This window comes from Rhodococcus koreensis (genome assembly GCF_017068375.1).
Lineage (GTDB): Bacteria > Actinomycetota > Actinomycetes > Mycobacteriales > Mycobacteriaceae > Rhodococcus_F > Rhodococcus_F koreensis.
The window spans coordinates 8,304,619-8,329,514 of sequence record NZ_CP070609.1 but is presented as its reverse complement, the minus strand read 5'-3'; the positions used below and the strand labels follow the sequence as shown (position 1 = coordinate 8,329,514).

The window sequence follows — 24,896 nt, the reverse complement described above, 5'->3', positions numbered from 1 at the left end:
ATGAACGTTCTGGACGCGTCGGAATGGATCCCTCGCCGCGACCGGCACCGGGCGAGGGTGTCCGCGCTGATCGGGCCGCACCTCGAGCGGCGGGACCGCGGGGCGACCCACCCGGTGAACGACTTCCTGTTCACCTATTACAGCTACCGGCCGAACCAGCTGCTCCGCTGGCACGCCGGGTGGGGCACCGTCCTCGCCGGCGCGGACGAGTACGCCGACCTCCGCGGCTATCACCGCGCCGACGGCGGTGTCACCGTCGACCCGGAGTTCCTGCGGCGCCGCGCGGACACGGTCGCGTTCACTGCCCGACTGATGGAGGCGACCGGTGGGCGGCCCCCGCACCTGTCCTGCTTCGGCCTGCACGAGTGGGCGATGGTGTACCGGTCCGAGGAGGTGCGGCACGGCGGCGTGCCGCTGCGGCTCGGGGCGGGCGGCACCGACTCCGTGGTGGAGTCGCTGCAACTGCGCTGCACCCATTACGACGCGTACCGCTTCTTCACCCCGGCCGCCGAACCCCGGAACAGCGTGCCGCTGACCCGGGCCGACCAGCTCGGCCGGGAGCAGCCCGGGTGCCTGCATGCGTCGATGGATCTGTACAAGTACTGCTACAAGCTCGCGCCGATGATCGACTCGGACCTGACCGTCGACTGCTTCGAACTGGCGCTTGCCGCACGGGAACTCGACATGCGGGCCAGCCCGTACGACCTGAGCGGATACGGCTACACCCCGATCCCGATCGAGACCCCGCACGGCCGCGCCGAATACGTCCGGGAGCAGGCCGCGCTGGCCGCCCGCGCCGCACCGCTGCGTGCCGCGTTGCACGACCGGTGCCGCCGGTTGCTCGCCGCCGTGGGGCCGTGACTCCCCCGGTGCCCGTCCACGCCGGGGACTACCTGGCGGCCCGCCTCCCCGTGTACGCGGTGGCGGCGGGCTCGCTGACCGCCCTCACCGGCGCCGTCGACCGGTTCGACCGCGCGCACGGCCGCGACCCCCGGCAGTGGCGGCTCGACCCCGAGCGGATCGCCGCGTCGTTCGCGAGCGACCGTCTGCTGCGGTTGTCGGGCGCCCCGGTGTCCGGTTTCGCGGAGCTGTCGGGGTTCTTTCCGGCGTCGGACGGCTGGGTGCGGACCCACGCCAACTACCCGCACCACCGCACCCGGCTGCTGTCGGCGCTCGACCTGTCCGCCGACGCCGGCCGGGACGCGGTGGCCGCCCGGATCGGGACCCTCACCGCCGCCGAGATCGAGGATCGGGCCGCCGCCGCGCAGGCCGTCGCGGTGCGGGTGCGGACCGCGGCGGAGTGGGCGGCGAGCCCGCAGGGGGCGGCCGCCGCGGCCGGCGACCTCGTGTCCACCGTGGTGCACGCCGCCGGGCAGCGCTCCCGCATCGTTCCCGGTCCGGGACCGTTGGCGGGGGTGCGGGTTCTGGACCTGACCCGGGTGATCGCGGGCCCCGTCGCCACCCGCACGCTGGCGCTGCTCGGCGCCGAGGTGCTGCGGATCGATCCCCCGTCGCTCCCCGAGATCGTCGTGCAGCACCGCGACACCGGGCAGGGCAAGCGGTCCGCGCTGCTCGACGTGCGGTCCGCGGACGGCCGAGCGGTGTGGGACCGCCTGCTCGCCGGGGCGGACGTGGTCGTCACCGGCTACCGTCCGGGCGCGCTGGACGGGCTGTTCGACCACGCCCCACCGCATCTGGTGCGGGGACGGGTGTGCGCGTGGGGCGGCTCCGGTCCCTGGGCGGACCGGCGGGGATTCGACAGCATCGTCCAGGCGGCGTCGGGGATCGCGACGATCGAGGGCGTCGGCGACATTCCGGGCGCGCTGCCCGCGCAGGCACTCGATCACGCCACCGGGTATCTGCTCGCCGCCGGCATCGTCGACGCCCTCGCCGCCGGGTACACCGACGGGCGCGGCCGCTCCGTCGACGTGTCCCTGGCCCGCACCGCGGCGTGGCTGCTGACCGCGGACGGCCGATCCGAGGATCCGCCGCCGCCGGCGGTGCCCGGACCCCGCTGCCTCACCGCGCACGGCGACCTGGTGACGGCCCGCCCCGCCCTGGCCGAATTCGACGACTACCCGTTCCCGGCCCGTCCCTGGGGCGGCGACGTCCCCGCCTGGCCCGGGCTCACCCCGTCGCCGTGAACCGTGCGCTCGGTTCCCCGCGCAGATGTCCCGGCGGCAACCGGCGACCGCACAGCACGAGGAGCAGGTCCTGGGCGGAACCGCGCAGCGGCGCACCCACACCGAAGGTCCAGGTTCGATCGTCCGCCGTCAACTGCACGCCCGTCAGGTCGACGCCGAAGTACTTCACGTGCTTCGGGCCGACGCCGCCGAGGACCCGGTCGAGGCGGTCGTCCGGGACCCGCCTGCCCAGGCCGAGCGCCACCGACACGTCGAGACCGTGGATCACGTCGTGGGACAGTGCCCCCTCGAAGCCGCCTCCCGGCGGCGTCCACGGGTGCGCGACGTTCTCCTCCAGTGTGCGCAGTAGCGCGCCGGCGGTCAGGGTCCGCGCGTCCTCGCGAGCCTGCGCGTCCGACATCCGGTTGAATTTGCCGCGCGCCTTCACCATCTTCAGCAGGATCCGCGGCGTCGACAGGCGATACGGCATGGTGATGTGCGCGATCACCTCCCGGGTGCGCCACCCCGCGCACAGCGACGGCGCGTCCCATTGCTCCGGCGTCAGTCCCGCCAGCATCGACGCCAGGTCGCGCCGCTCCCCCGCGACCCAGTCCGGGGCCGTGTCCCGTGCCATGTCCGTCTCCTCCGGTCGCCGTGTCGTGCTCTACGTGAACAGACCGTGCCCGCCCGCGAAACTCATCGCACGGCCGTGAAGAATGATCGCGTGAGCACACACGACTACACGCTGACGGTCACCTGGACCGGCAACCGCGGCGCGGGGACGTCGGGCCCCGACACCTACGACCGGGACCACGTGATCGCGGCGGCCGGCAAACCGGATCTGCCGGGCAGCGCCGACCCGTCGTTCCGCGGCGACGCCGCCCGCTGGAATCCGGAGGAACTGCTCGTCGCGTCGCTGTCGCAGTGTCACATGCTCTGGTATCTGGGCCTGGCCGCCGCGGCCGGTGTGGTCGTCGTCGACTACCGGGACGACCCGACGGGCACGATGGTCGAACACCCGGACGGCGCAGGCGAATTCACCGAGGTGGTGCTGCATCCCACGGTCACCGTCGCGGAGGCGGCGATGGCCGCGCGCGCCGAGTCGCTGCACGCCCGGGCGCACGCGAAGTGCTTCATCGCCCGGTCGGTCGCGTTCCCCGTGCACCACCGGCCGACGGTGGTGACGGCGTGAGCAGGCAGCGGCTGATCGTCGACGTCGACACCGGCATCGACGACTCCCTCGCCCTGCTGTACCTGCTGGCCAGCCCGGAGGCCCAGATCGCGGGCATCGCCAGCACCGCGGGCAACGTGCCCGTCGAGCAGGTCGCGGCGAACAACCTGAACTGGCTCGAACTGTGCGGGGCACCCGACGTCGAAGTGGCGCTCGGCGCCCGGGTGCCGCTGGACTGCCCGCTGCGCACCACCGAGGACACGCACGGCCCGCAGGGCATCGGGTACGCCGTCCTCCCCCCGTCCGGCCGGTCGCTGTCCGAGCGGGACGCGACCAGCCTGTGGGTGGACCTGGTCCGGGACGCTCCCGGGGAGCTGACCGGGCTGGTGACCGGGCCGCTGACGAACCTGGCCCTCGCGATCCGCGAGGAACCGGAACTGCCCCGGATGCTGCGGCGCCTGGTCGTGATGGGCGGGGCGTTCAACCACCCCGGCAACACGACCCCCACCAGTGAATGGAACGTGTCGGTGGATCCGGAGGCGGCCAAGGAGGTGTTCGACGCCTTCTCCGGTCTGCCCGAGGGCAGGCGGCCCATCCTGTGCGGGCTGGACGTCACCGAGACGATCGAGATGACACCGGACCACGTGCGGCGGCTCGCGGAGGCGGCCGGCAGCACCCCCGCCGAGATCATCTCCCCCGACGACGGCCCGCAGGTGCGCTCGACCGCCAGCAACGCGGTGATCCGGCACCTGTCCGACGCCATCCGGTTCTACATGGACTTCCACCGCACCCACGACCAGGGTTTCCTGGCGCACATGCACGACCCGTTCGCGGCGGCCGTGGCACTGAACCCGGCGATCGCACGGACCCGGCCTGCGACCGTCGACGTCGAACTGCACGGCCGGCTCACCCGGGGCACCACGGTCGCCGACTGGGTGGGCCACTGGAACCGGGAACCCAACGTCGACGTCGCGGTGAGCACCGACCCGGCCGCGTTCTTCGACGATCTCGTCGACCGGGTCGGGCGCTTCGCGAAATCAGTCGGCTGACGCGTCCGCACCGTCGAACGCGTCGAGGATCTCGGCGGCGGCCAGCGCCGCCGTCAGGGATCCGTCCCGCACCCGCTGTTCGACGTCGCCGCGGATCGCCTTGACCCTCGTGTTCGACGCGAGGCGGCGCAGCAGCTGGTCGTTGACCATCGTCCACGTCCAGTCCACCTGCTGGCGGCGCCGGTTCTCCTCGAACTGCCCGGCCGCGGTCAGCACGTCCCGATGCTTGCAGACGGTGTTCCAGAAGTCCTCGAGACCGACACCCTCGAGACCGCTCATCGTGATCACCGGCGGCGTCCAGACGGCGTCGTGTGGGTAGATCAGGCGCAGCGCACCGGCGAGTTCCCGGGCGGCGCCCTTCGCCTCCCGCTCGTGCTTGCCGTCCGCCTTGTTCACGGCGACGAGGTCGGCGAGTTCGAGGACCCCCTTCTTGATGCCCTGCAACTGGTCGCCGGTGCGGGCCAGGGTGAGGAAGCAGAAGCAGTCCACCATGTTCGCGACCGTCACCTCGGACTGCCCGACACCGACCGTCTCGACGAGGATCACGTCGAAGCCGGCCGCCTCGAGCAGCACGATCGTCTCGCGGGTCGCCTTCGCGACCCCGCCGAGGGTCCCCGACGTCGGGGACGGCCGGATGTAGGCGTCCTTCTCGACGGTCAGCCGCGCCATCCGTGTCTTGTCGCCCAGGATCGACCCGCCGGTGCGTGTCGACGACGGGTCGACGGCCAGGACCGCCACCCGGTGCCCCTGCCCGATCAGGTGCATCCCGAGCGCGTCGATGAACGTGGACTTCCCGACGCCGGGCACCCCGGTGATCCCGACCCGGTGCGCCTTCCCCGACTCCGGCAGCAGCTCGAGCAGCAGCCGCTGCGCCGCCTCACGGTGATCGGTGCGGGTGGACTCGACCAGGGTGATGGCCTTCGCCAGGCCGGCGCGCTGGTTGGCGCGCACGGCCTGGGCGAGGGCATCGATGTCGACTGGAGGCCGCCCCATGCTATTCCGGGGTGCCCGTCAGGTCGTGGCCGAGCTGCGCGGCCAGCTTCTCGAGCAGACCGCTGGCGGCGTCCGCGATGACCGTCCCCGGCGGGAAGATCGCCGCGGCGCCGGCCTCGTACAGTTCGGCGAAGTCGCCGGGCGGGATGACGCCACCGACCACGATCATGATGTCGGGGCGTCCCACCGCCGCGAGTGCTTCCCGGAGCGCAGGCACCAGCGTGAGGTGACCTGCGGCCAACGACGACACACCGACCACGTGGACGTCGTTGTCGGCCGCCTGGTTGGCGACCTCTTCCGGGGTCTGGAACAGCGGTCCGACGTCCACGTCGAATCCGATGTCCGCGAAGGCCGTGGCGATCACCTTCTGGCCGCGGTCGTGACCGTCCTGCCCCATCTTGGCGATGAGGACACGGGGACGCCGGCCCTCCTCTTCCGCGAACTTCTCGACGAGTTCGGTTGCCTTGTTGATGTTGTCGACCTTCCCGGCCTCGTCCCGGTACACCCCGCTGATGGTGCGGATCTCGGCCTGGTGACGCCCGTACACCTTCTCGAGCGCCTCGGAGATCTCCCCGACCGTGGCCTTCGCCCGGGCCGCGTCGATCGCCAGCGCCAGCAGGTTGTTCTCCATGCCGCCTTCGGTGGCCGCGGCGGCGCGGCTCAGTTCCGCGAGCGCCGCCTCGACGGCTCCCGAGTCCCGGTCGGCGCGCAGCCGGTCCAGCTTCTCGAGCTGTTCCTTGCGGACCCGCGAGTTCTCGACCTTGAGGACCTCGATCTCGTCGGCCTCGTCCGGCACGTACTTGTTGACGCCGATCAGCGGCTGCCGGCCAGAGTCGATACGGGCCTGGGTGCGGGCCGCGGCCTCCTCGATGCGCAGCTTCGGGATGCCCTCGCTGATCGCCTGCGCCATGCCGCCGGCCTCTTCGACCTCGGCGATGTGCGCGCGCGCACGGTTCGCCAGCTGGTGGGTGAGCCACTCGACGTAATGCGAACCGCCCCAGGGGTCGATGGGACGGACGGTCCCCGACTCCTGCTGCAGCAGCAGCTGCGTGTTGCGGGCGATGCGGGCGGAGAAGTCCGTCGGCAGGGCGAGGGCCTCGTCGAGTGCGTTGGTGTGCAGCGACTGGGTGTGCCCCTGCGTCGCCGCCATCGCCTCCACACACGTGCGGGCCACGTTGTTGTACACGTCCTGCGCGGTCAGCGACCAGCCCGACGTCTGCGAGTGGGTGCGCAGCGACAACGACTTCGCGGACTTCGGTTCGAACTTCGCGACCAGTTCACTCCACAGCAGGCGGCCGGCGCGCAGCTTCGCGACCTCCATGAAGAAGTTCATGCCGATCGCCCAGAAGAACGACAGCCGCGGCGCGAATTTGTCGATCTCCATGCCCGCGTCGAGGCCGGCGCGGATGTATTCGACACCGTCGGCGAGGGTGTACGCCAGCTCCAGGTCGGCGGTGGCTCCGGCCTCCTGGATGTGGTAGCCGGAGATGGAGATCGAGTTGAACTTCGGCATCTTCGCGCTGGTGTACGCGAAGATGTCGGAGATGATCCGCATCGACGGCTTCGGCGGGTAGATGTAGGTGTTGCGGACCATGAACTCCTTCAGAATGTCGTTCTGAATGGTTCCGGCCAGCTGCTCCGGGGCGACACCCTGCTCCTCGGCGGCCACGACGTACAGCGCGAGGATCGGCAGCACCGCACCGTTCATGGTCATCGACACGCTGACACTGTCGAGCGGGATGTGGTCGAACAGCTGACGCATGTCCAGGATCGAGTCGATCGCCACACCGGCCATGCCGACGTCGCCCTGCACCCGCGGGTGGTCGGAGTCGTAGCCTCGGTGCGTCGCCAGGTCGAACGCCACCGACAGACCCTTCTGACCGGCCGCGAGGTTGCGGCGGTAGAAGGCGTTGGATTCGGCGGCGGTCGAGAAGCCCGCGTACTGGCGGATCGTCCACGGCTGGTTCACGTACATGGTGGGGTACGGCCCGCGCACGAACGGTGCGGCGCCCGGGAAGCTGCCCACCGGGTAGCCCTCGGCCTCGGCGGCGTCCCGGTCGGCCTTGGTGTAGACCGGTTTGACGTCGATGCCCTCGGGGGTGGACCACACCACCTGTTCCGGGCTGTAGTGGTTCGCCGCCGCGGCGGACGCGATCAGCTCGTCCGTCTGCTCCGGCGTCGGAGCGGACGGCTGAGGAGACTGCGGATCCTCCAGTGGCACTTCGGCGAAGCTGCCGATCGCGTGCTTGACCTCGCGAGTAGTCACTTCTTGCTCCCTGTGTCGCCCGAGGAGTCGCTCGGGCTCTCGATGGTGTCGAGCAGGCCGGACAGGACCGAGACTGCGTCGATGCGGGCGGTGACGAATCCGTCGGGCCGGGCGGCGCCGTCCGCGTCGGCGACGACCTTCTCCGGGCCGGCGAGCAGCACGGTGCCGATTCCGGCGGCGCGCAGTTCCTCCACCGCGGCCGTGGCCTCGGCGGCGTACCGCTTGTCGGTGCCGCAGATCACGGCGATGCCGGCGCCGGAGTCCTTCGCGGCGGCGGCGATGCTGCCGTCACCGACCGCGAGGGGGCCGGGGTTGAGTGCCTCGATGCCGCCCGACGCCAGCAGGTTCGCGCTGAACGTGGTCCGCACGTTGTGCTCGGCGACGGGTCCGAGCGGGGCCAGGAACACGGTGGGGCGCGCACCGTTGGCCGCCAGGTAGGCGTCGGAGCGGTCCCGCAGCACCTCGAACGCGGCGGCGTACCGCGCGACGCGGCCGGTGTCCGCGGCGCCCGCGGGCAGCGGTGCCTCGCCGAGGTTCGGGAACTCGTTGACGCCGGTGACGGTGGTCTTGCGGTGCGCGATGTCCGAATCACGTTGCGCGCGGGTGGAAGCGATCCGTTCGCCGATCAGGCCGGCGTCGAGCGCGGCGAGGTAGCCGCCGGCCGCCTCGATCTGCTGGAAGAACTCCCACGCCTTGGCCGCGACCTGCTGGGTGAGGTCCTCGACGTACCAGGACCCGGCCGCGGGGTCGAGCACCCGGCCGAGGTGCGACTCCTCGAGCAGCAGCAGCTGGGTGTTGCGGGCGATGCGCGCGGCGAAGGTCTTCGACACCCCCAGCGCCCCGGCGGGCAGCGCGGAGTCGAACGTCAGCACCGTGACGGCGTCCGCGCCGCCGACGCCGGCACCGAACGCGGCGAGGGTGGTGCGGAGCATGTTCACCCACGGGTCGCGCTGCGCCATCATGGCGGCGGACGTGACGGCATGCTGCGGGGCGCCACCGAAGTCGGAGGCGCCGCACACCTGGGCGATCCGCGCCCACACCAGCCGCGCGGCACGGAACTTGGCGATGGTCTGGAACTGGTCGTCGGTGGCCGAAAACCGGAAGCCGAGCTGCCCGAGGGCCTGCCCGATGGTCAGCCCGCTCGCGGTGAGCACCCGCAGGTACTCGAGCCCCGCCGCGATCGACGCACCGAGTTCCTCGGCGTCGGAGGCGCCTGCGTCGTGAAATACGGTGCCGTCCACGGCGATCGCCCGCACGCTCTCGGACCGGGCCGCGGACTCGGTGGCGAGGGTCACCGCGTCGCCGAGTTCCACGTCGGCAGTACCGGCGAACGCGCTCGTGAGCGGTGCGGCGCCGAGGTCGACACGGACCGCGGTGCGGTCGGTGACCCCGTCGCCGGCGGCGGCACGGGCGTCGAGCAGCGCGAACAGCGCCCGCGCCGCGAGCGGTGCGTCGGTACCGGCGTCGAGGGTCAGCGGGGCGAGGTCGAGGAGCACACCGTCGAGGGCCGTCTCCAGGGACCGGACGGGGAGGTCGGCGCCGCCGACGGCGAGCCACAGGGCGCTGACCCCGTTCTCCAGGGAGTCCAGGACGGAGCGGTTGACGTCCGCGGCTTCCGCACCCTCACCGAAGCGGGCGCTGACCAGCCAGCCGGCGTTGACGTCGCGGGTGGCGTCGGCGCCGCGCACGTAGGGGAAGGTGCCGGGCAGGGGCTGCTCCGGGCGCTCGTCGCGGGGGCTGTACAGCGGTGCGATGGTGACACCGTCGTAGGTGACGGTCTCGAGGAGCTTCTGGGGTTCCGGACCGAGTTCCGCGGCGTCGATCCGACGCGACTTCGCGAGGACTCCGGCCACGGAGTGCTGCCAGTCGGCGTACGCCCGCGCAGCTTCCTCGGTTTCTGAAGCTAGTGACACGGTGTCGGCTTCCTCTCCCTGATGAGCGATCGATCAATACGTTGTGTGACTGTGATGCTAGCCGCAGTTCGGCGCCCCCTATCGTGAGGATCACCACACGATGAATAACCTCAGGTCATGAGCGTTGCGCACGAACCGGCGGTGACCGGTCGCACGAACACCCAGCGGCTGTTCGGGCTCGGTGCGCCGACCCGGGACGTCGACGACCGCGGCGAACCACTCAATCGTATGAGCATGGACATCGCTGCGCTCGCCGCGAAGACCGCCGACATCTCCTACGGCGGCGTCCTCGCCGTGCTGCTCGACGACCTCCTCGGATTCACGGTGTGGGACCGGCGCGGAACACGCGACGGCCTGGTCACAGCCGAGTTGTCGATGGACGTCGTCACGCCCCGGCGGTGGCGGGGCCCGGCGCTGTGGGCGGAGAGCCGGCTCCTCGCGGTCACCGCCGACGGCGGCATCTCCACCGCCCGCGTCCACGATGCGGCCGGGACCCTGATCGCCACCGGCACCCTGTGGGGCAACTTCGTGGACCTGCCGGCGCCGGCGCCGGACGGTGGCGCCCTCCCCGAGTTCCCGGAACCGGGGGTCGCGCCGCTCGACTGGATCGGCGGGCGGGTCGAGGACGCCGGTACGCGGGTGGTGGTGCCGGCGAACCCGCTGATCGCGAACAAGCTCGGGTTCGTCCACGGCGGCGTCCAGGCCTGCGCGACGGACCTCGCCGCGAGCGCGGCCCTGAGCGGGCAGGGCGCGGACATGGACACCGCTTCCGTGCGGATCAACTATTTCCGCCCGGTTCCGCTGGGCTGCGACACGACGTTCACCGCGGACGTGGTGCGGGCGGGCCGCGCGGTGGCGACGACCCGGGTGGCCGGGACGTCGGGCGGGCGGGTCTGCGTCGAGGCGACGGTGACCGGGCGCCGCCGGCTGCCCTGACCGGCGCTCGCGGCGCCCCGGACCGGTCTCCCGGGTAGCCTGGTGCCCTGTGAAGAGACGCCTCGGGGACCGCAGGGTGATCGGCGTCGCAGTACTGGCAGTCGCGCTGGTCGTCGTGGCGCTGCTGGCCCCGCATCCGTCCGTGCTGCAGGTGCGGGAATGGGCGCACTCCGTCGGTCCGGCGTTTCCCCTCGTCTTCTTCGCCGTGCACGCGGTGGTGACGGTGTTCCCGTTCCCCCGCACGGTGTTCACGCTCAGCGCCGGATTGCTGTTCGGCGCGTGGCTGGGCATCGCGATCGCGGTGCTGGCGTCGACGGTGAGCGCCGTGCTCGCCCTCTACCTGGTGCGTGCCGTCGGCCGGGACGTGGTGTGGCAGCGCATCTCCAACCCGACGATCCGGCGGGTGGACGAGCGGATCGCCCGGCGCGGCTGGCTCGCGGTGGGGTCGTTGCGGCTGATCGCGTTCGTCCCGTTCTCCGTGGTGAACTACTGCGCAGGCGTGTCCTCGATCCGGCTGATCCCGTACGTGCTGGCCACGGTGATCGGTGTGCTGCCGGGGACCGTCGGCATCGTCGTGCTCGGCGACGCGCTCACCGGGGAGACGAAGCCGGGACTCCTGGTGCTGTCCGCGGTGTGCATCGCCGTCGGAATCGCCGGGCTGGTGGTGGATTCCCGGCGGCCGCTGGACGGTTCCGGTGACGCGGTGCCGGAACCGGTTGTCGACCGCCCCGCCGAGGATGAGTCAATCCCGCAGTCTTGAACCCGCGAAGTCAAGCTTTGAGTATTGACATCGTGATATCCAGTTTCTAGCCTTGACTCATGTTCGTGTTGACGGTCGACCAGCGCGGCAGCCGCCGCGACATCGACCGTGTCGCCCCACTCCTCTCCGAATTCGCGCACCGCGACCTCGTCCGCCCGTTCCAGCGGACCGCGGGCGACGAGGTCCAGGCCGTCGTCGCGGACCCGGCGACCGTCGTCGACCTCGCCCTCGACCTCGTCGCCCGCGAACACTGGAGCATCGGCATCGGCGCCGGACCCGTCGAGGAACCCCTCCCCAGCGAAACCCGGGCCGGGCGCGGCCCCGCGTTCGAATCCGCGCGGATCGCCGTCGACCGCGCCAAGAGCGCCCCCGGACGGGTGGCCGTCGAGGGTCCGGACCCGGACGGCGCCGCCGACGCGGACACCGCGCTCGCCCTCGTCGCGGTCCTCGTCGCGCGCCGCACCGAGGAGGGCCGCGAGGCCGTCGAGCAGATGCGGCGCGGCTCCACCCAGACCGAGGCGGCCCGCGCGCTGGGCATCAGCAAGCAGGCCGTCTCCCAACGACTCTCCACCGCGGGCTGGCACGTCGAGACCGCGGGGCGACGACTGGCCGAACGACTCCTACGCAAGGCGGACACGTGACGACCCTGGCCCTCATCGCCCTCGGCGTCGCCGCGCTCGCACCCCTGGTGCTCGCGGGGCCCCGCGGCCCCCGCTGGATGTCGCAGTGGGCGGCGCCGATCGTGGTCGTGCTCGCCCTGACCGTCGCGGCGGTCGCCGCATCCGCCACCACACCGGTCACCGGGTTCGCCCTCGCCGCGACCCTCGTCCTGTGCGTCGCGGCCGCGACCACCGGCGGGGCGCCGCTCGTGCTGGCCGCGTTCCGCATCGCGCGCCGCCAGCCCGACGCCGGATCCGACCCGCGACCCGACGCCGGGCCGCTGCGCGGCGGACGGATCATCGGCCTCCTCGAGCGTGCCGCCGTCGCCGTCTCGATCCTCGCGGCCTGGCCGGAGGGCATCGCCGTCGTACTGGCGGTCAAGGGACTGGCCCGCTACCCCGAACTGCGCGAGGCGCACGCCTCGGAACAATTCATCATCGGCACGTTCACCAGCGTGCTCTGGGCGATCGCGGTGTGCGGAACGGGCCGCGCCCTCATCACGTAGCAGCCCGTCCCGGTGACCTCCACCGGTGTGGGACATTCACCCCGGGGGTGCGCGAAACCAGCCCTGGGGGTGATGGGTTCCCGCCTCGGCGCGGACGAGAGTCGTACTCGTCCAATCCGAGGGAGAGAGCATCCTTGCCTACCGATTTCGTGTCCCACGTCCGCGCCCAGGTCGCCGTCTACGGCGACGACCGGTCCTACACCTACCACCGCGAGGTCGGCCGCGAACTCGTCGCCGAGGAAGTGACCTACCGCGAACTGGACCGGGACGCCCGCGCACTCGCGGTGTGGCTGTCGACGCGGCCCGAGGCCGAACACCCGGTGATGCTGCTGTACGTCGACGGAATCGACTTCCTCCGCGCGTTTCTCGGCTGCCTCTACGCCGGGGTGGTCGCCGTACCCGCACCGGTCCCGCACGACGAGCGCAGCATGCAGCGCGTCGCCACGATGTTCGCGGACGCCGACGTGCGCCTCGTGCTCACCACGTCCGCGGTCGCCGAACCGCTCGACAGCTGGATCCGCGAGTCCGGGCTCGCCGCCACGGTTTCCGTCGCCGCCACCGACACCGCCGAACTCGGCGACCCCGACCCCGACCACTGGCGCCTGCCCGGACTCGACGCCGGCACCCTGGCCTTCCTCCAGTACACGTCCGGTTCCACCAGCGAACCGAAGGGCGTGATGGTGACCCACGGAAACCTGCTGCACAACGCGGCCGCCATGACCGAGGCCAACGGCGCCGACGACACGGTGACCGGGGTCGGCTGGCTCCCGCACTTCCACGACATGGGGCTGATCGGCATGCTGCTGCTGCCGCTCTACTTCGGCGGCAACCTCGCGTTCATGTCGCCGATGACCTTCCTCAAACGGCCGGTGCGCTGGTTGCAGCTGATCGACAGCTACCGCGCCGACATGACCCTCGGCCCGAACTTCGCGTACGACCTCGTCGCCCGCCGGATCCCCGACGACCAACTGGCCGGGCTGGACTTGTCCTCGGTGCGGGTGGCGCTGAACGGGGCCGAACCCATCCGGCCCCGCACCCTCGACGCCGTGATCGACCGGCTCGGGCCCGTCGGTTTCCGGGCGGGTGCCTTCCTGACCGCGTACGGCATGGCCGAGGCGACCCTGCTCGCCACCGCCAGCGAGGTCGGCTGCGCCCCAAAGTATCTCGACGTCGACGCCGCCGCACTGGAGCGTCACGAACTGACGCCGAAGGCCGGCGGCGCCCGGCTGGTCGGCAGCGGCAGGCCGTTCGGGTGCGACATCCGCATCGTCGACCCGCACACCGGCCGGGAGCAACCGCGCGGGCGGGTCGGGGAGATCTGGATCTCCGGCGGCAGCGTCGCCGCCGGCTACTGGAGACGGCCGGACGAGACCGCGGAGAAGTTCCGCGCCACTCTCGACGGCGACGGACCGTACCTGCGCACCGGCGACCTCGGGGTGTTCGACGACGGGCACCTCTACGTCACCGGCCGCCTGAAGGACCTGCTGATCGTCAACGGCCGCAACCTGTACCCCCAGGACATCGAGGAGGCCGTGCGGGACCTGCATCCGGCGCTCACCGGTTCCGCCGGGGTGGTGTTCTCGCTCGACACCGGGCAGCACGAGCGGCTGCTGGTGATCCACGAGGTCAGGACCGCGCTGATCGACGACTTGACACTGCCCGCACTCGCCCGCCGGATCAGGCTCGGCGTCGCCCGGACCTTCGACGTCCACGCGCCGAGTGTGGTGCTGGTCGACCGCCGCGGCGTGCACCGCACCACCAGCGGGAAGGTCCAGCGCAGATCGATGCGCGCCTCGTTCCTCCGGTCCCGCGTCGACGCCGTCCTGCACGAGGACATCGACCCGGCGGTGCAGCGCCTCCGGACCACCACCGCCGTGCCCGCCTGACCCCGATCACCGACCAGGAGTACCCGATGCCCGTCCCCGAGCAGATCACCCGCCGCGACCTCGCCCCCGTCATCGACTGGCTCGCCTGCCGGGTCGCCGATCACACCGAACGGCCGGTGCACGACGTCGATCCGCACCTCCCCCTCGCCGAGCTGGGAATCGAATCGGTGTCCGCGGTGAGCCTGTGCGGCGAGATCGAGGACCGGTGGGACCTCGAACTCGATCCGACCGTGGTGTTCGACTACCCGACGATCGCCGAGATGGCCGTCTTCGTCGTCGGCGAAACCGCACTGCGGCACCGGAAGGCCTCATGACCGACGTCGCGATAGTCGGCCTCGACTGCCGCTTCCCGCAGGCCCCCGACCCCGCCGCATTGTGGACGCTGCTGATGGAGGGCAGCGACGGCATCACCGACGTCCCCGCCGGACGCTGGAACGCGGACGTCGTGTTCGACGCCGCCGGTGGTCCCGGCACCGTCAACAACCGCAGCGGCGGATTCCTCGCCGACGCGGACGCCTTCGACCACGACTTCTTCGGCATCGCACCCCGCGAGGCCGCGGCGATGGACCCGCAACAGCGGCTGCTGCTGCAGGCGGCGTGGCGGGCGTTCGAGGACGCCGCACTCGATCCGCGGGCCCAGGCCGGTTCGAACACCGGCGTGTACGTCGGCGTCATGGCCAACGAGTGGAATCTCCAGATGCGCGACCTCCCGCGCATCACTCCGCAGCTCGGCAGCGGCAACGGCTATTTCATGACCGCCAACCGGGTCTCTTACCAGCTGAACCTGCAGGGCCCGAGCATGGCGATCGACACCGCCTGCTCGTCGTCGCTCGTCGCCGTCCACCTGGCCTGCGCGGCGCTGCGGTCCGGGGACTGCGACCAGGCCCTCGCCGGGGGCGTCAACCTGACCCTGACCCCCACGGTGAACGTCTTCTACACGCAGGCCGGGCTGTCCGCGCCGGACGGCAGGTGCAAACCGTTCAGCGGTGCGGCCGACGGAATCGGCCGCGGCGAGGGGGTCGCGGTACTCGTGTTGCGCCGGCTCGCGGACGCGCAGGCGGAGGGCCTGCCGATCTACGCCGTGATCAAGGGCAGCGCCGTCAACAACGACGGCCGCAGCAACGGGATCACCGCCCCCAACCGCTGGGCCCAGCAGCAGGTCGTCGAGAAGGCGTACCGGCGTGCGGGTGTCACGCCCGCACAGGTCGCGTTCGTCGAGGCGCACGGCACCGGGACGGTGCTCGGCGACATGATCGAGATCAAGGCCCTCGGTCACGTCCACGCGGTGCCCCGCCCGCGGCCGTGCGCGATCGGGTCGATCAAGGGCAATCTCGGTCACACCGAGGGCGCGGCCGGGGTGGCCGGACTGATCAAGGCAGCCCTGGCGCTGCACCACCGGGTGGTGCCGCCCAGCCGCGGCGCGGCGGATGTCAACCCGCGGCTCCGGTTGGCGGACAACGGTCTTCAGATCCTGTCGGAGCCGATGCCGCTGCCCGTCGGCGACGTGCACGGCGCCGTGAGCAGTTTCGGGCTCGGCGGCACCAACGCCCACCTGCTGCTCGCCGCGGCGCCCGCCGGCGAGCAGCACGCGGCGAGCACGGGCGGCGGCGTGCTCACCCTGTCGTCGAACGACCGGGACGGCCTCGCCCGCACCGCCGCCGCCCTGGCCGACGATCTGCTCGCCCACCCCCACGCCGAACTGGGCCGGGTGTGCTGGAGCACGAACACGGTCAAGGCATCCGGGCGCCACCGGCTCGCGCTCCCCGCCCACGACCGGGAGGAGGCCGTCGCGGCGCTGCGCGCGGCGGCCGGTGACGAACACCTGCTCGAGTCGCTGTCCGGGACGGCCCGCCCGGTCAGCGTCGGCTGGTTCTTCACCGGGCAGGGCGCGCAGTACCCGGGAATGTCCCGCGCCCTGCACGAGAAGCACGGCGCGTACCGGCGGGCGCTGTCCGACGTGGACGAGCGGATGACCCCGCACCTGGGCCGCTCGGTCCGGGACGTGCTGTTCGGCACCGGCGAAGACATCCACCGCACCGAGTTCGCGCAACCCGCCCTGTTCGCGGTCGAGTACGCGCTGGCCCGGACGCTCGGTGAACTGGGCATCGAACCGGCGTGGCTGATCGGCCACAGCGTCGGCGAATACGCGGCCGCCGCCCACGCAGGCGTGTTCGGCCTGGACGACGCGTGCCGGCTGATCGTCGCGCGGGGACGGCTCATGCAGCAACTACCCGCCGGCGGCACGATGCTGGCGGTGCGGGCCACCCCGGACGACGTCGCCGCCCTGCTCGCCGGCGAACCCGCGGCCGCACTGGCGGCGGTGAACGGGCCGCGGGACGTGGTGCTGTCGGGGGCGGCAGACGCCGTCGACCGGATCGGCGCCGCGCTGACCGCGGCCGGAGTCCCCGTCCGCAGGCTCACCGTCTCGCACGCCTTCCACTCCCCCGCGATGGCACCGATCCGGGACGCGTTCGCCGAGGTCGCCGCCGACTGCACGTACAGGCCGCCCGAGATCCCGATCTTCTCCACCACCCGGGGGCGGCTCCTCGACGTCAACGAACCGATGGACGCGACCTACTGGACCGACCACATCACGGCCACCGTGCGCTTCGCGGACGCCACCGCGGCCGCCCTGACCTGCGATCCCACCCACCTGATCGAGGTGGGCCCCGCACGAATCCTGTTGCCGCTGACCGCCCGCGCCCATCCCGGCTCGCTGGCGCGGCACCTGGCGCCGTGCCCCGGCCCGGCCGCCACCGGCGACGAACTCCCCGCAACCGTCGCCGCCCTGTACCGGGACGGCCACGACCCGGCGTGGGACGCGCTGTACGAGCCGGGCGCCCGGGTCCGCCGGCGACTGCGCGGGTACCCGTTCGCGACCACCGCCCGCTTCTGGACACCCGAGAACGCACCCACCGCGGCGCAACCCGCCGAACCCGCACCACCCACCGTCGCTGCCGAGCCCGAGGACACCACCATGGACCACCTGATCGCTCTGTTCCGGGAGCAGGCCGCCGTGCTCGCCGCCGCCGCCGGTGTCCCCGGGACGGGACTGTCCGTCCCGGGGGCGACACCGGACACCGCGCCCGGTCCAGCGGCGTCGGCCGGCGACACCGCGACCCGGGTGCGCGCGGAAGTCGCACGGGTCAGCGGATTCCCCGCGGCCGCGCTGACCGCGACGCAGACGATCGCCGGCGACCTCGGATTCGACTCGATCATGATCACCGACCTGTTCGGCGGGTTGCGCCGCGCATTCCCCGGTCTCGTCGTCGAACCGGACTGGTTCACACCGGGCCGCACGCTCGGCGAGGTGATCGACCACGTGACGGCGCACCGCGTCCCCGGGTCGCGGCCCGCCGTGACGCCCGTCCCGGACCCGGAACCGGCGGTGGCACCCGAGTTCCGCATCGCCGACTTCCCGGAGGTGCAGGCGCTCGCCGCACGGCTGACCGCCGCCGAGGGGCTCGGCGTCACCAACCCGTACTTCCTCGTCAACGACGGCGTCACCCGGGACACGTCGACGATCGACGGCGCGGAGGTCCTCAACTTCTCCAGCTACAACTACCTCGGCATGTCCGGGCACCCGGCCGTCGTCTCCGCGGTCCAGGACGCCGTCGCCCGCTACGGCAGCTCCTGCTCGGCCAGCCGCGTGCTGTCCGGGGAGAAACCGGTACACCGCGAACTCGAGGCCGCACTGGCCGGGCTGCTCGGAACCGACGACGCCATCGCCCTCGTCAGCGGGCACGCCACCAACGTCACGGTCATCGGCCACCTCCTCGGGGAGGGTGACCTCGTCGTCCACGACAGCCTCGCGCACGACAGCATCCTGCAGGGTTGCGCACTGTCCGGCGCCACCCGGCGCCCGTTCCCGCACAACGACCACGCGGCGCTCGATGCCCTGCTCACCGCGATCCGCTCGCGGTACCGGCGGGTCCTCATTCTCATCGAGGGCGTGTACAGCCAGGACGGCGACATTCCCGACCTGCCCGCGATGATCGCGGTGAAGAAGAAGCACCAGGCGCTGATGATGATCGACGAGGCGCACAGCATCGGGGTGCTCGGCGCCACCGGCGGCGGCATCGGCGAGCACTTCGGCGTCGACCGCGACGACGTGGAATTGTGGTCGGGCACGATGTCGAAGGCGCTGGCCGGGTGCGGCGGCTATGTCGCGGGCAGCGCCGAACTGATCCGGTTCCTGAAGTACACGACGCCCGGCTTCGTCTACAGCGTCGGGATGACGCCGATGAATGCCGCGGCGTCCCTGGCCGCGATCCGGCAGATGCGCGCCGAACCCGAGGCCCTCGGCAGGTTGCGTCGCAACTCCCGGCTGTTCCTGCAACTCGCCGCGGACGCCGGAATCGACACCGGGGACAGCGGGGACACCCCGGTCATCCCCTGCATCGTCGGGGATTCACTACGCACCCTCGCGCTGTCGGGTGCGCTGCTCCGGCGCGGCATCAACGTCAACCCCATCCTCTACCCGGCGGTGCCGGAGAATCTCGCGCGGTTGCGCTTCTTCGTCACCTCCTGCCACACCGAGGACCAGATCCGGTCCACCGTGGCGGCTCTCGCCGAGGAACTCGGCGCGCTCGCCGCGGCCGCGTAGCGCCGTGCCCCTCCGGCTGTTCTGCTTCCCGCACGCCGGCGGCGGGCCCACGACGTACCGCCACTGGCACCGCGCCCTGGGCCCGCACGTGTCGGTGCGGCCCGTGCACCTGCCCCGGTGCGCGGGCGGGGCCGGGTTCACCGACGTCGATTCCCTCGTCGCCGCACTCGACTCCGAACTCGCCGAACAGCTCACGGCGCCGCATGTGTTCTTCGGCCACAGCATGGGTGCGCTGGTGGCGTACCGGCTCGCGTGCCGTCGGCGCGCGAGCGGTCACCCACTCCCGCGGGCGCTGCTGCTGTCCGGGTACGCGGCGCCGCACCTGCCCGCACCGCTACCGCCGGTCGACGGCCTGGACGACGCGGCCCTGATCGCGGTGCTGCGCGCCGCCGGGGGTGTTCCCGCCGGCCTCCCGGACCTGCCGGACTTCCTGGACCGCTACCTTCCCGCGCTGCGCGACGATCTGCGCCTGTGCACCGCCTTCCGCGACCCCGGCGACCCGCCGCTCAGCTGCCCGGCGCACGTGTTCGGCGGGGACGCCGACCCGCTGGTCGGCGAGCGGGAACTGCACGCCTGGGATCGGCACACCACACGGCTGTCCGGGGTGCGCATGCTGGCGGGCGATCACTTCTACCTCGACCACGCACCCGAACAGCTCTTCCGGGTACTCCGGCCGCTGCTGCGCCGCTACGCCGCGGCCGGGTAGGCGGGGGTCAGCCGTGCGGGGGGACGGGCGGCGGCAACTGCCCGGGCGCTCCCCCCGGGTACAGCGGCGCGTGCTCGTCGGCGCCGCCGGGCTTCGTGAGCGGTCCCGGACCGTCGACGGGCTGCCGCGCCTCGACCTCCGCGGCCCGGACGGCTTGCGCGATGGCCGGGTCGGACTTGGTCTCGAACCAGTCGGCGACCTCTTCCGAATCGTCCTCGGGCTTGGGCAGATCCTCGTCCGTGGTGGACGGCTCGTACCGGAACACCCCGTCCTGCCCCTGCGCGCCGAGGGTCTTCGCGAAACCCTTGAGGGCGTCACCGAAGTCGCTGGGCACCAGCCACACCTTGTTCGCGTCGCCCTGCGCCATCTGCGGCAATGTCTGCAGGTACTGGTACGCGAGGAGTTCGGGGGTGGGTTTGCCGGACTTGATTGCGGCGAACACCTTTTCGATCGCCTTCGCCTGACCCTGCGCCTGCAGGTACTTGGCGGCCCGATCGCCCTGCGCTCGCAGGATCCGGGACTGCCGCTCACCCTCCGCGGTGAGGATCGACGCCTGCTTCGCGCCCTCCGCGGCGAGGATGCGGGACTGCTTGTCGCCCTCCGCCGTCTTGATCGCCGACTCCCGGTGCCCCTCGGCGGTGAGGATGGTGGCCCGCTTCTCGCGGTCCGCCTTCATCTGCTTCTCCATCGACTCCTGGATCGACGGCGGCGGATCGATGCTCTTGAGTTCGACCCGGGCGACGCGCAGACCCCAGCGGCCGGTGGCCTCGTCCAGCACCCCGCGCAGCTGCCCGTTGATGGAGTCACGCGAGGTGAGCGTCTCCTCCAGCGTCATGCCGCCGACGACGTTGCGCAGCGTGGTGGTGGTCAACTGCTCGACACCGACGATGTAGTTGCTGATCTCGTACACCGCGGCCTGCGGGTTGGTGACCTGGAAGTACACCACGGTATCGATGTTCAACGTCAGGTTGTCCTGGGTGATCACCGGCTGCGGCGGGAACGACACCACCCGTTCGCGCAGATCCACCTTGGCCCGGATGCGGTCCGCGAACGGGATCAGGAACGTCAGCTGACCCGACACGGTCCGCGAGTACCGGCCGAGTCGCTCGATCACCGCGGCCTCGGCCTGCGGCACCAGCGCCACCGATTTGGCCACCACCAGCGCAACGAACAACACGAGCACGATCAACACGATGAGTGCTGCCATCTACGGTCCCCTCCATACGACGGCGGTCGCGCCGTCAATTTGCATTACCGTCACGGTCGTTCCCGGTGGATACACTTCCGTGCTGTCGAGCGGGCGGGCCGTCCACACGTCCCCGCCGAGTTTGATCTGCCCGGCGTGCTCGGCGACTTCCTCGAGCACCAGGGCCTGCTTGCCGGTGAGCGCCTCGATCCCCGTCGGGGTCGGCGGCGGTGTCTCGAACTTGCGCAACAACACCGGGCGTACCCCGAGGATCAGCGCGAGGGACAGTATTCCGAAGATCACCGCGTCGACCCAGACCGGGAAGTCGGTGATCGCGGTGACCCCGGCCGTGGCCAGCGCACCGCCCGCCAGCATGAGGAGGAAGAAGTCCCCCGTCAACGCTTCGGCGGCGGCGAGCAGCACCCCCGCTACCAGCCAAATCAATGCAGCCACAACACCATCTAACCAGAATCTCCGGAACCGACGGTGACGAAGTCGACCAGCTGTTCGACCGCCCCGATCAGCGGCGCCTCCAGGTCGCGGAACGTGTCGACGGCCGAGTACACCCGGCGCCACCCGTCGCGCGGTGTCCCCCAGCCCAACTCGCGGCACACCCCGGTCTTCCAGTCCTCACCGCGCGGAATCTTCGGCCAGGCCGCGATACCCACCGCCGACGGCCGGACCGCCTCCCACACGTCGATGAACGGGTGCCCGGTGACGAGCACGTTCGGACCGAGCCCCTGCGTGAGCTGGGTTTCCTTGGACCCGGTGACGAGGTGGTCGACGAGCACGCCGACGCGCCGTCCCGGTCCGGGGCGGAACTCCGCGAGCCGCTCCCCGAGGTTGTCGAGGCCCTCCAGGTGCTCGACGACGACCCCCTCGACGCGCAGGTCGTGCCCCCACACCCGTTCCACCAGGGCGGCGTCGTGGACGCCCTCCACCCAGATCCGGCTGGCCAGCGCGGTCCGGGCCCGCAGCCCCTCGACCTTCGTCGACCCCGATGCCGACCGGGTGGCCGGCGGACCGGCGGGCTTGGCCGCGGGGCGCACCAGGGTGACCGGTTTCCCGTCGATCAGGAACGCCGCCTCCCGCATCGCGAACAACCGGGTGCGCCGCGCCCCGTCCTCGAGCCGGACGAAATCGCCGTCGTAGGTGCGTTCGAACCCCACCACCGCCCCGCAGAACCCGGTGCCCGCGTCCTCGACCACGAGGTCCCGTTCGGCCGGGACCGTCGGCGTCACCGGCTTCCTCGCGCGTGGGTGTCCGGAAAAGATGTCGCCGTATCTGTCGCCTCCGCTCACGGGCGCTGACGCTATGCCAGCGGCGCCGTTACACACACGCCGCCACGCCGACATATGCTCGTTTATCGTGACTTCACCCAGCGCCACTCTCACCGTGTGGGCCAGTTCCTGGCTCGCCGGGAACAGTGCACCCGACGACGTCATCGACGCCCTCCACGCGTGGGCGCCGATGCATCTCGCCTGCGCGGAGGATCAGGACACGGCCCGGCGCACCGGACTGCCGTGGCCCGACCCGCAGGACGCCGGGGTGACGGCGTTGCTGCAGACGATGCGCCGTTCCGTGTCGCAACCCGAGACCGAGATCCGGCTGGTCCTGCCCGGGCCGGGGGACGTGCGCGGGTTGCCCGCGGGCACCGAGTTCGCGTCCGCCGCGATCGGCACCGGCGAAGGTGTCCTCGTCGGGCCGCCCGGCCGGTCCGGGACGGGGCTCGTCCCGCACGTCGAGGGTCCCGACGTGCTGCGGTGGACGGTGTCGACGATCGAGCGGCTCCCCCTCGACGCCCACCACACCGGTCTGGGTGAGGCCGAGTTCACGATGCGGGAGGCGGTGCGCGACGCCGCGGCCGCGCTCGAGGCCCTGCACATGCTCGACTCCGGTTTCGGCGCCGATCCGCGCGCCCTGATCGCCGATGCGCTGGCGAAGTCCGCGCTGCACCGGTACCCGACGACGATCGCGCCGCGGGCGCTGCGGATCCTGGACTCGGCCGATCAGGTGGCCGCGATCCTCACCGTCGCCGAGCAGATGGCCCCCGCCCGCACCGTGTCCGCGTCGGGCGCGGCCACCCTCGAGGACCTGCTGCGGCCGCTGCGTTCGGCGGTGCGCTCGGCGCGCACCGCCGCCGTCAATGCGTGTGCGCGGGACGGCCTGACGGCCTGACGACGGCCTTGCAGCAGTCGACCGCGCAGGATTCGCCGTCCAGGGTGGACCCGAGCAGCGGCTCGGATCCGAGCCGCGCGGCGGACGCGCCGGTCAGCTGCTCGGTGACGAGTGCGACCACGAGTTCCGCGAACCGCCGGTCCGTCCCGGGTGTGGCCGCGCGCACGAAGTCGATGCCGAGTTCGGCGGCCTTGTCCCGCGCCTCGGTGTCCAGGTCCCACACCACCTCGAGGTGGTCGGAGACGAATCCGACCGGGCACGCGATCACCGCGCGCACGCCGTCGCCGGCGAGGGTGTCGAGGTGGTCGCAGATGTCCGGTTCGAGCCACGGCACCTGGGGTGGCCCGGACCGGGACTGCCACACCAGATCGAAGTCGTCGAAGCCGGCGGCGCGGGCGGTGAGCCTCGCGGCCTCGGCCACCTGCCGGCTGTAGAGGCGGCCGCCCTCCGCGGGCGGTCCGGCGTTGACGTCCGCGGAGACCGGCACGGAGTGGGCGGTGAACACGAGTCGCGCGTCTGCCCGGTGCTCGGCGGGGAGCTGCGCGGCGGCCGCCCGGACGGCGTCGGCGAACGCCCCGATCAGCAGCGGGTGGTCGTAGTACTGCCGCAGCTTCAGCAGGTGCGGCGCCCCGTCGCCGGCCACGGCCCGCGCCCGGGAGACGTCCTCGTGGTATTGCCGGCACCCCGAGTACCCGCCCCACGCCGACGTCGGGAACACCAGGGCCGAGCGGACACCGTCCGCACCCATCCGGGCGACCGTGTCCTCGACCATCGGATGCCAGTTCCGGTTACCGAAATAGACGGGCAGATCGATTCCGGCGCTTGCCAATTCGGATTCGACGCGGGAGATGATGTCGCGGTTGAGGGCGTTGATCGGCGACACACCCCCGAAATGCAGGTAGTGCTCGGCGACCGCGTCCAGACGTTCGGGCGGCACCCCCCGGCCCCGGGTGACGTTCTCCAGGAACGGGCGCACGTCCTCGGGCTTCTCCGGACCCCCGAACGACAACAGAAGAAGGGCGTCGAACCGGGAACCGGAACCGTCCGTCGAATTCACAGCGATCATGATCCCCATCTTCCGTGCTGCCGTTCGGGGCGCACTCCCCGGGTAGTGCCCTAGCCGGCCATCGCGTGGGCGCCACCGTCGACGTAGATGATCGACGCGGTGGTGCCGGGCAGCCAGTCGGACAGCACGGTGCACACGGTCTTCGCGACCGGCTCCGGGTCGTCGACGTTCCAGCCGATGGGCGCGCGCTCGTCCCACGCCGTGTTCAGCTCGTTCATCTGCTTGGCGTCGTCGGTGGCGGTGCCGGCGATGGCCTTGGCGGCGAGGGTCTTGATCGGGCCCGCCGCGACGAGGTTGGAGCGGATACCGCGTTCGCCGACCTCCTTGGCGACATACCGGTTCACCGACTCGAGGGTGGCCTTGGCGACGCCCATCCAGTTGTAGAACGGCACCGCCCGCGCCGGGTCGAAGTCCATGCCGACGATCGACGCGTTGTCGTTCAGCACCGGCAGCAGCGCCTTCGACAGGGACGCGTACGAGTACGCCGACACCTCGAACGCCACCCCGACGTCGGACCACGGTGCGTCGAAGAACGGGCTGCCCAGGCAGGACCGCGGCGCGAACGCGATGGAGTGCACGACGCCGTCGACACCCTCCGGCGCGATCTCCCGGATCCGGTCGGCGAGGCTCGCGAGGTGCTCGGGGTTCTGCACGTCGAGTTCGAGCGCCGGCGGCACCGGCTGCGGCAGCCGCTGCGCGATGCGGTCGATCAGCCGGAGACGGTCGAATCCGGTGATGATCACCTTGGCGCCCTGTTCCTGGGCGACCTTGGCGACGTGGAACGCGATGGACGCGTCCGTGATGATGCCGGTGACGAGAATGGTCTTACCTTCGAGCAATCCGCCCATGAGGTGTCCTCCTGTGAAGAAAAGTCCGGGAAGTGGTGTGGGAG

22 protein-coding genes are annotated in these 24,896 nt (G+C 71.8%); 13 read left to right on the top strand and 9 right to left on the bottom strand.

What is annotated here, in order from left to right; all coding sequences use genetic code 11:
- The gene (locus JWS14_RS37890) at positions 1–861 is read left to right on the top strand and encodes a 3-methyladenine DNA glycosylase (RefSeq protein ID WP_072942023.1); all 861 of its coding nucleotides are present in this window, start codon (positions 1–3) and stop codon (positions 859–861) included.
- Positions 858–2,144, top strand: coding sequence for a CoA transferase (locus JWS14_RS37885; RefSeq protein WP_206015446.1), 1,287 nt, complete (start codon positions 858–860; stop codon positions 2,142–2,144). The genes JWS14_RS37890 and JWS14_RS37885 overlap by 4 nt, the downstream gene beginning before the upstream one ends.
- Here JWS14_RS37885 and JWS14_RS37880 read toward each other — a convergent pair.
- Positions 2,128–2,757, bottom strand: coding sequence for a maleylpyruvate isomerase family mycothiol-dependent enzyme (locus JWS14_RS37880; RefSeq protein WP_206015445.1), 630 nt, complete (start codon positions 2,755–2,757; stop codon positions 2,128–2,130). The two genes, JWS14_RS37885 and JWS14_RS37880, sit on opposite strands and share 17 nt — an antisense overlap.
- A 90-nt stretch (positions 2,758–2,847) precedes the next feature.
- On the opposite strand from JWS14_RS37880, the gene JWS14_RS37875 reads away from it, so the two are divergent.
- On the top strand, positions 2,848–3,315 hold the full coding sequence (locus JWS14_RS37875) for an OsmC family protein (RefSeq protein WP_206015444.1): 468 nt from the start codon (positions 2,848–2,850) through the stop codon (positions 3,313–3,315).
- Complete coding sequence (locus JWS14_RS37870) at positions 3,312–4,343, top strand: nucleoside hydrolase (protein WP_072942026.1); 1,032 nt, start codon at positions 3,312–3,314, stop codon at positions 4,341–4,343. Before JWS14_RS37875 ends, JWS14_RS37870 begins: the two co-directional genes overlap by 4 nt.
- Here the strand turns inward: JWS14_RS37870 and meaB are convergent.
- Genes meaB through JWS14_RS37855 form a run of 3 tightly spaced genes read right to left on the bottom strand, consistent with a single transcriptional unit; the run spans position 4,332 to position 9,515 of the window.
- Positions 4,332–5,336: a methylmalonyl Co-A mutase-associated GTPase MeaB gene (gene meaB, locus JWS14_RS37865; protein WP_095860588.1), complete on the bottom strand. Its 1,005-nt coding sequence runs from the start codon at positions 5,334–5,336 to the stop codon at positions 4,332–4,334. The genes JWS14_RS37870 and meaB overlap by 12 nt on opposite strands.
- 1 nt (position 5,337) lies before the next feature.
- Positions 5,338–7,602: a methylmalonyl-CoA mutase gene (gene scpA / locus JWS14_RS37860; protein ID WP_095860589.1), complete on the bottom strand. Its 2,265-nt coding sequence runs from the start codon at positions 7,600–7,602 to the stop codon at positions 5,338–5,340.
- A complete protein-coding gene (locus tag JWS14_RS37855; RefSeq protein WP_206015443.1) occupies positions 7,599–9,515 on the bottom strand; it encodes a methylmalonyl-CoA mutase family protein in 1,917 nt (638 codons plus the stop codon). Before JWS14_RS37855 ends, scpA begins: the two co-directional genes overlap by 4 nt.
- Before the next feature lie 117 nt (positions 9,516–9,632).
- Between JWS14_RS37855 and JWS14_RS37850 the strand changes: the two genes are divergently transcribed.
- The 8 genes from JWS14_RS37850 to JWS14_RS37815 all read left to right on the top strand — a co-directional run bounded on the left by JWS14_RS37850 (position 9,633) and on the right by JWS14_RS37815 (position 19,574).
- Positions 9,633–10,451, top strand: a complete 819-nt coding sequence (locus JWS14_RS37850; protein WP_206015442.1) for a PaaI family thioesterase — start codon at positions 9,633–9,635, stop codon at positions 10,449–10,451.
- Positions 10,452–10,500: 49 nt separating this feature from the next.
- Positions 10,501–11,211, top strand: a complete 711-nt coding sequence (locus JWS14_RS37845; RefSeq protein WP_244163569.1) for a TVP38/TMEM64 family protein — start codon at positions 10,501–10,503, stop codon at positions 11,209–11,211.
- 59 nt (positions 11,212–11,270) lie between these two features.
- On the top strand, positions 11,271–11,852 hold the full coding sequence (locus JWS14_RS37840) for a hypothetical protein (RefSeq protein WP_072942034.1): 582 nt from the start codon (positions 11,271–11,273) through the stop codon (positions 11,850–11,852).
- The gene (locus JWS14_RS37835) at positions 11,849–12,376 is read left to right on the top strand and encodes a hypothetical protein (protein WP_072942036.1); all 528 of its coding nucleotides are present in this window, start codon (positions 11,849–11,851) and stop codon (positions 12,374–12,376) included. The genes JWS14_RS37840 and JWS14_RS37835 overlap by 4 nt, the downstream gene beginning before the upstream one ends.
- A 134-nt stretch (positions 12,377–12,510) precedes the next feature.
- On the top strand, positions 12,511–14,262 hold the full coding sequence (locus tag JWS14_RS37830; RefSeq protein ID WP_206015441.1) for a fatty acyl-AMP ligase: 1,752 nt from the start codon (positions 12,511–12,513) through the stop codon (positions 14,260–14,262).
- A 26-nt stretch (positions 14,263–14,288) separates the two neighbouring features.
- A complete protein-coding gene (locus tag JWS14_RS37825) occupies positions 14,289–14,576 on the top strand; it encodes an acyl carrier protein (protein WP_072942039.1) in 288 nt (95 codons plus the stop codon).
- Positions 14,573–18,868: a type I polyketide synthase gene (locus JWS14_RS37820; RefSeq protein WP_206015440.1), complete on the top strand. Its 4,296-nt coding sequence runs from the start codon at positions 14,573–14,575 to the stop codon at positions 18,866–18,868. The genes JWS14_RS37825 and JWS14_RS37820 overlap by 4 nt, the downstream gene beginning before the upstream one ends.
- 4 nt (positions 18,869–18,872) lie before the next feature.
- On the top strand, positions 18,873–19,574 hold the full coding sequence (locus JWS14_RS37815; RefSeq protein WP_206015439.1) for a thioesterase II family protein: 702 nt from the start codon (positions 18,873–18,875) through the stop codon (positions 19,572–19,574).
- Between the two features lie 7 nt (positions 19,575–19,581).
- Here the strand turns inward: JWS14_RS37815 and JWS14_RS37810 are convergent, their stop codons facing one another.
- From JWS14_RS37810 to JWS14_RS37800, 3 genes are read right to left on the bottom strand one after another with little or no spacing between them, the layout of a single operon-like run.
- Positions 19,582–20,781 carry an SPFH domain-containing protein gene (locus JWS14_RS37810; protein ID WP_072942045.1) on the bottom strand — a complete coding sequence of 400 codons (1,200 nt, stop codon included), beginning with the start codon at positions 20,779–20,781 and terminating at the stop codon, positions 19,582–19,584.
- Complete coding sequence (locus JWS14_RS37805; protein WP_072942046.1) at positions 20,782–21,213, bottom strand: NfeD family protein; 432 nt, start codon at positions 21,211–21,213, stop codon at positions 20,782–20,784. It abuts the gene before it with no gap.
- Positions 21,214–21,221: 8 nt separating this feature from the next.
- A complete protein-coding gene (locus JWS14_RS37800) occupies positions 21,222–22,061 on the bottom strand; it encodes a DUF3097 domain-containing protein (protein ID WP_072942048.1) in 840 nt (279 codons plus the stop codon).
- A gap of 67 nt (positions 22,062–22,128) precedes the next feature.
- Here JWS14_RS37800 and JWS14_RS37795 point away from each other — a divergent pair, with 67 nt between their 5' ends.
- Positions 22,129–22,938 carry a hypothetical protein gene (locus JWS14_RS37795; protein ID WP_072942049.1) on the top strand — a complete coding sequence of 270 codons (810 nt, stop codon included), beginning with the start codon at positions 22,129–22,131 and terminating at the stop codon, positions 22,936–22,938.
- On the opposite strand, the gene JWS14_RS37790 is transcribed toward JWS14_RS37795, so the two are convergent.
- Both JWS14_RS37790 and inhA read right to left on the bottom strand, forming a co-directional pair.
- Positions 22,904–24,013 carry a ferrochelatase gene (locus tag JWS14_RS37790; protein ID WP_206015438.1) on the bottom strand — a complete coding sequence of 370 codons (1,110 nt, stop codon included), beginning with the start codon at positions 24,011–24,013 and terminating at the stop codon, positions 22,904–22,906. The two genes, JWS14_RS37795 and JWS14_RS37790, sit on opposite strands and share 35 nt — an antisense overlap.
- Positions 24,014–24,054: 41 nt before the next feature.
- Positions 24,055–24,852 carry an NADH-dependent enoyl-ACP reductase InhA gene (gene inhA / locus JWS14_RS37785; RefSeq protein WP_005241845.1) on the bottom strand — a complete coding sequence of 266 codons (798 nt, stop codon included), beginning with the start codon at positions 24,850–24,852 and terminating at the stop codon, positions 24,055–24,057.
- Positions 24,853–24,896: the final 44 nt, after the last annotated feature.

Excerpts from the sequence above, each read along its gene's own strand:
- JWS14_RS37790 (WP_206015438.1), bottom strand. The coding sequence starts at position 24,013 with ATGGGGATCATGATCGCTGTGAATTCGACGGACGGTTCCGGTTCCCGG.
- JWS14_RS37850 (WP_206015442.1), top strand. The coding sequence starts at position 9,633 with ATGAGCGTTGCGCACGAACCGGCGGTGACCGGTCGCACGAACACCCAG.
- JWS14_RS37840 (WP_072942034.1), top strand. The coding sequence starts at position 11,271 with ATGTTCGTGTTGACGGTCGACCAGCGCGGCAGCCGCCGCGACATCGAC.
- JWS14_RS37880 (WP_206015445.1), bottom strand. The coding sequence starts at position 2,757 with ATGGCACGGGACACGGCCCCGGACTGGGTCGCGGGGGAGCGGCGCGAC.
- JWS14_RS37810 (WP_072942045.1), bottom strand. The coding sequence starts at position 20,781 with ATGGCAGCACTCATCGTGTTGATCGTGCTCGTGTTGTTCGTTGCGCTG.
- JWS14_RS37820 (WP_206015440.1), top strand. The coding sequence starts at position 14,573 with ATGACCGACGTCGCGATAGTCGGCCTCGACTGCCGCTTCCCGCAGGCC.
- JWS14_RS37825 (WP_072942039.1), top strand. The coding sequence starts at position 14,289 with ATGCCCGTCCCCGAGCAGATCACCCGCCGCGACCTCGCCCCCGTCATC.
- inhA (WP_005241845.1), bottom strand. The coding sequence starts at position 24,852 with ATGGGCGGATTGCTCGAAGGTAAGACCATTCTCGTCACCGGCATCATC.
- meaB (WP_095860588.1), bottom strand. The coding sequence starts at position 5,336 with ATGGGGCGGCCTCCAGTCGACATCGATGCCCTCGCCCAGGCCGTGCGC.
- JWS14_RS37890 (WP_072942023.1), top strand. The coding sequence starts at position 1 with ATGAACGTTCTGGACGCGTCGGAATGGATCCCTCGCCGCGACCGGCAC.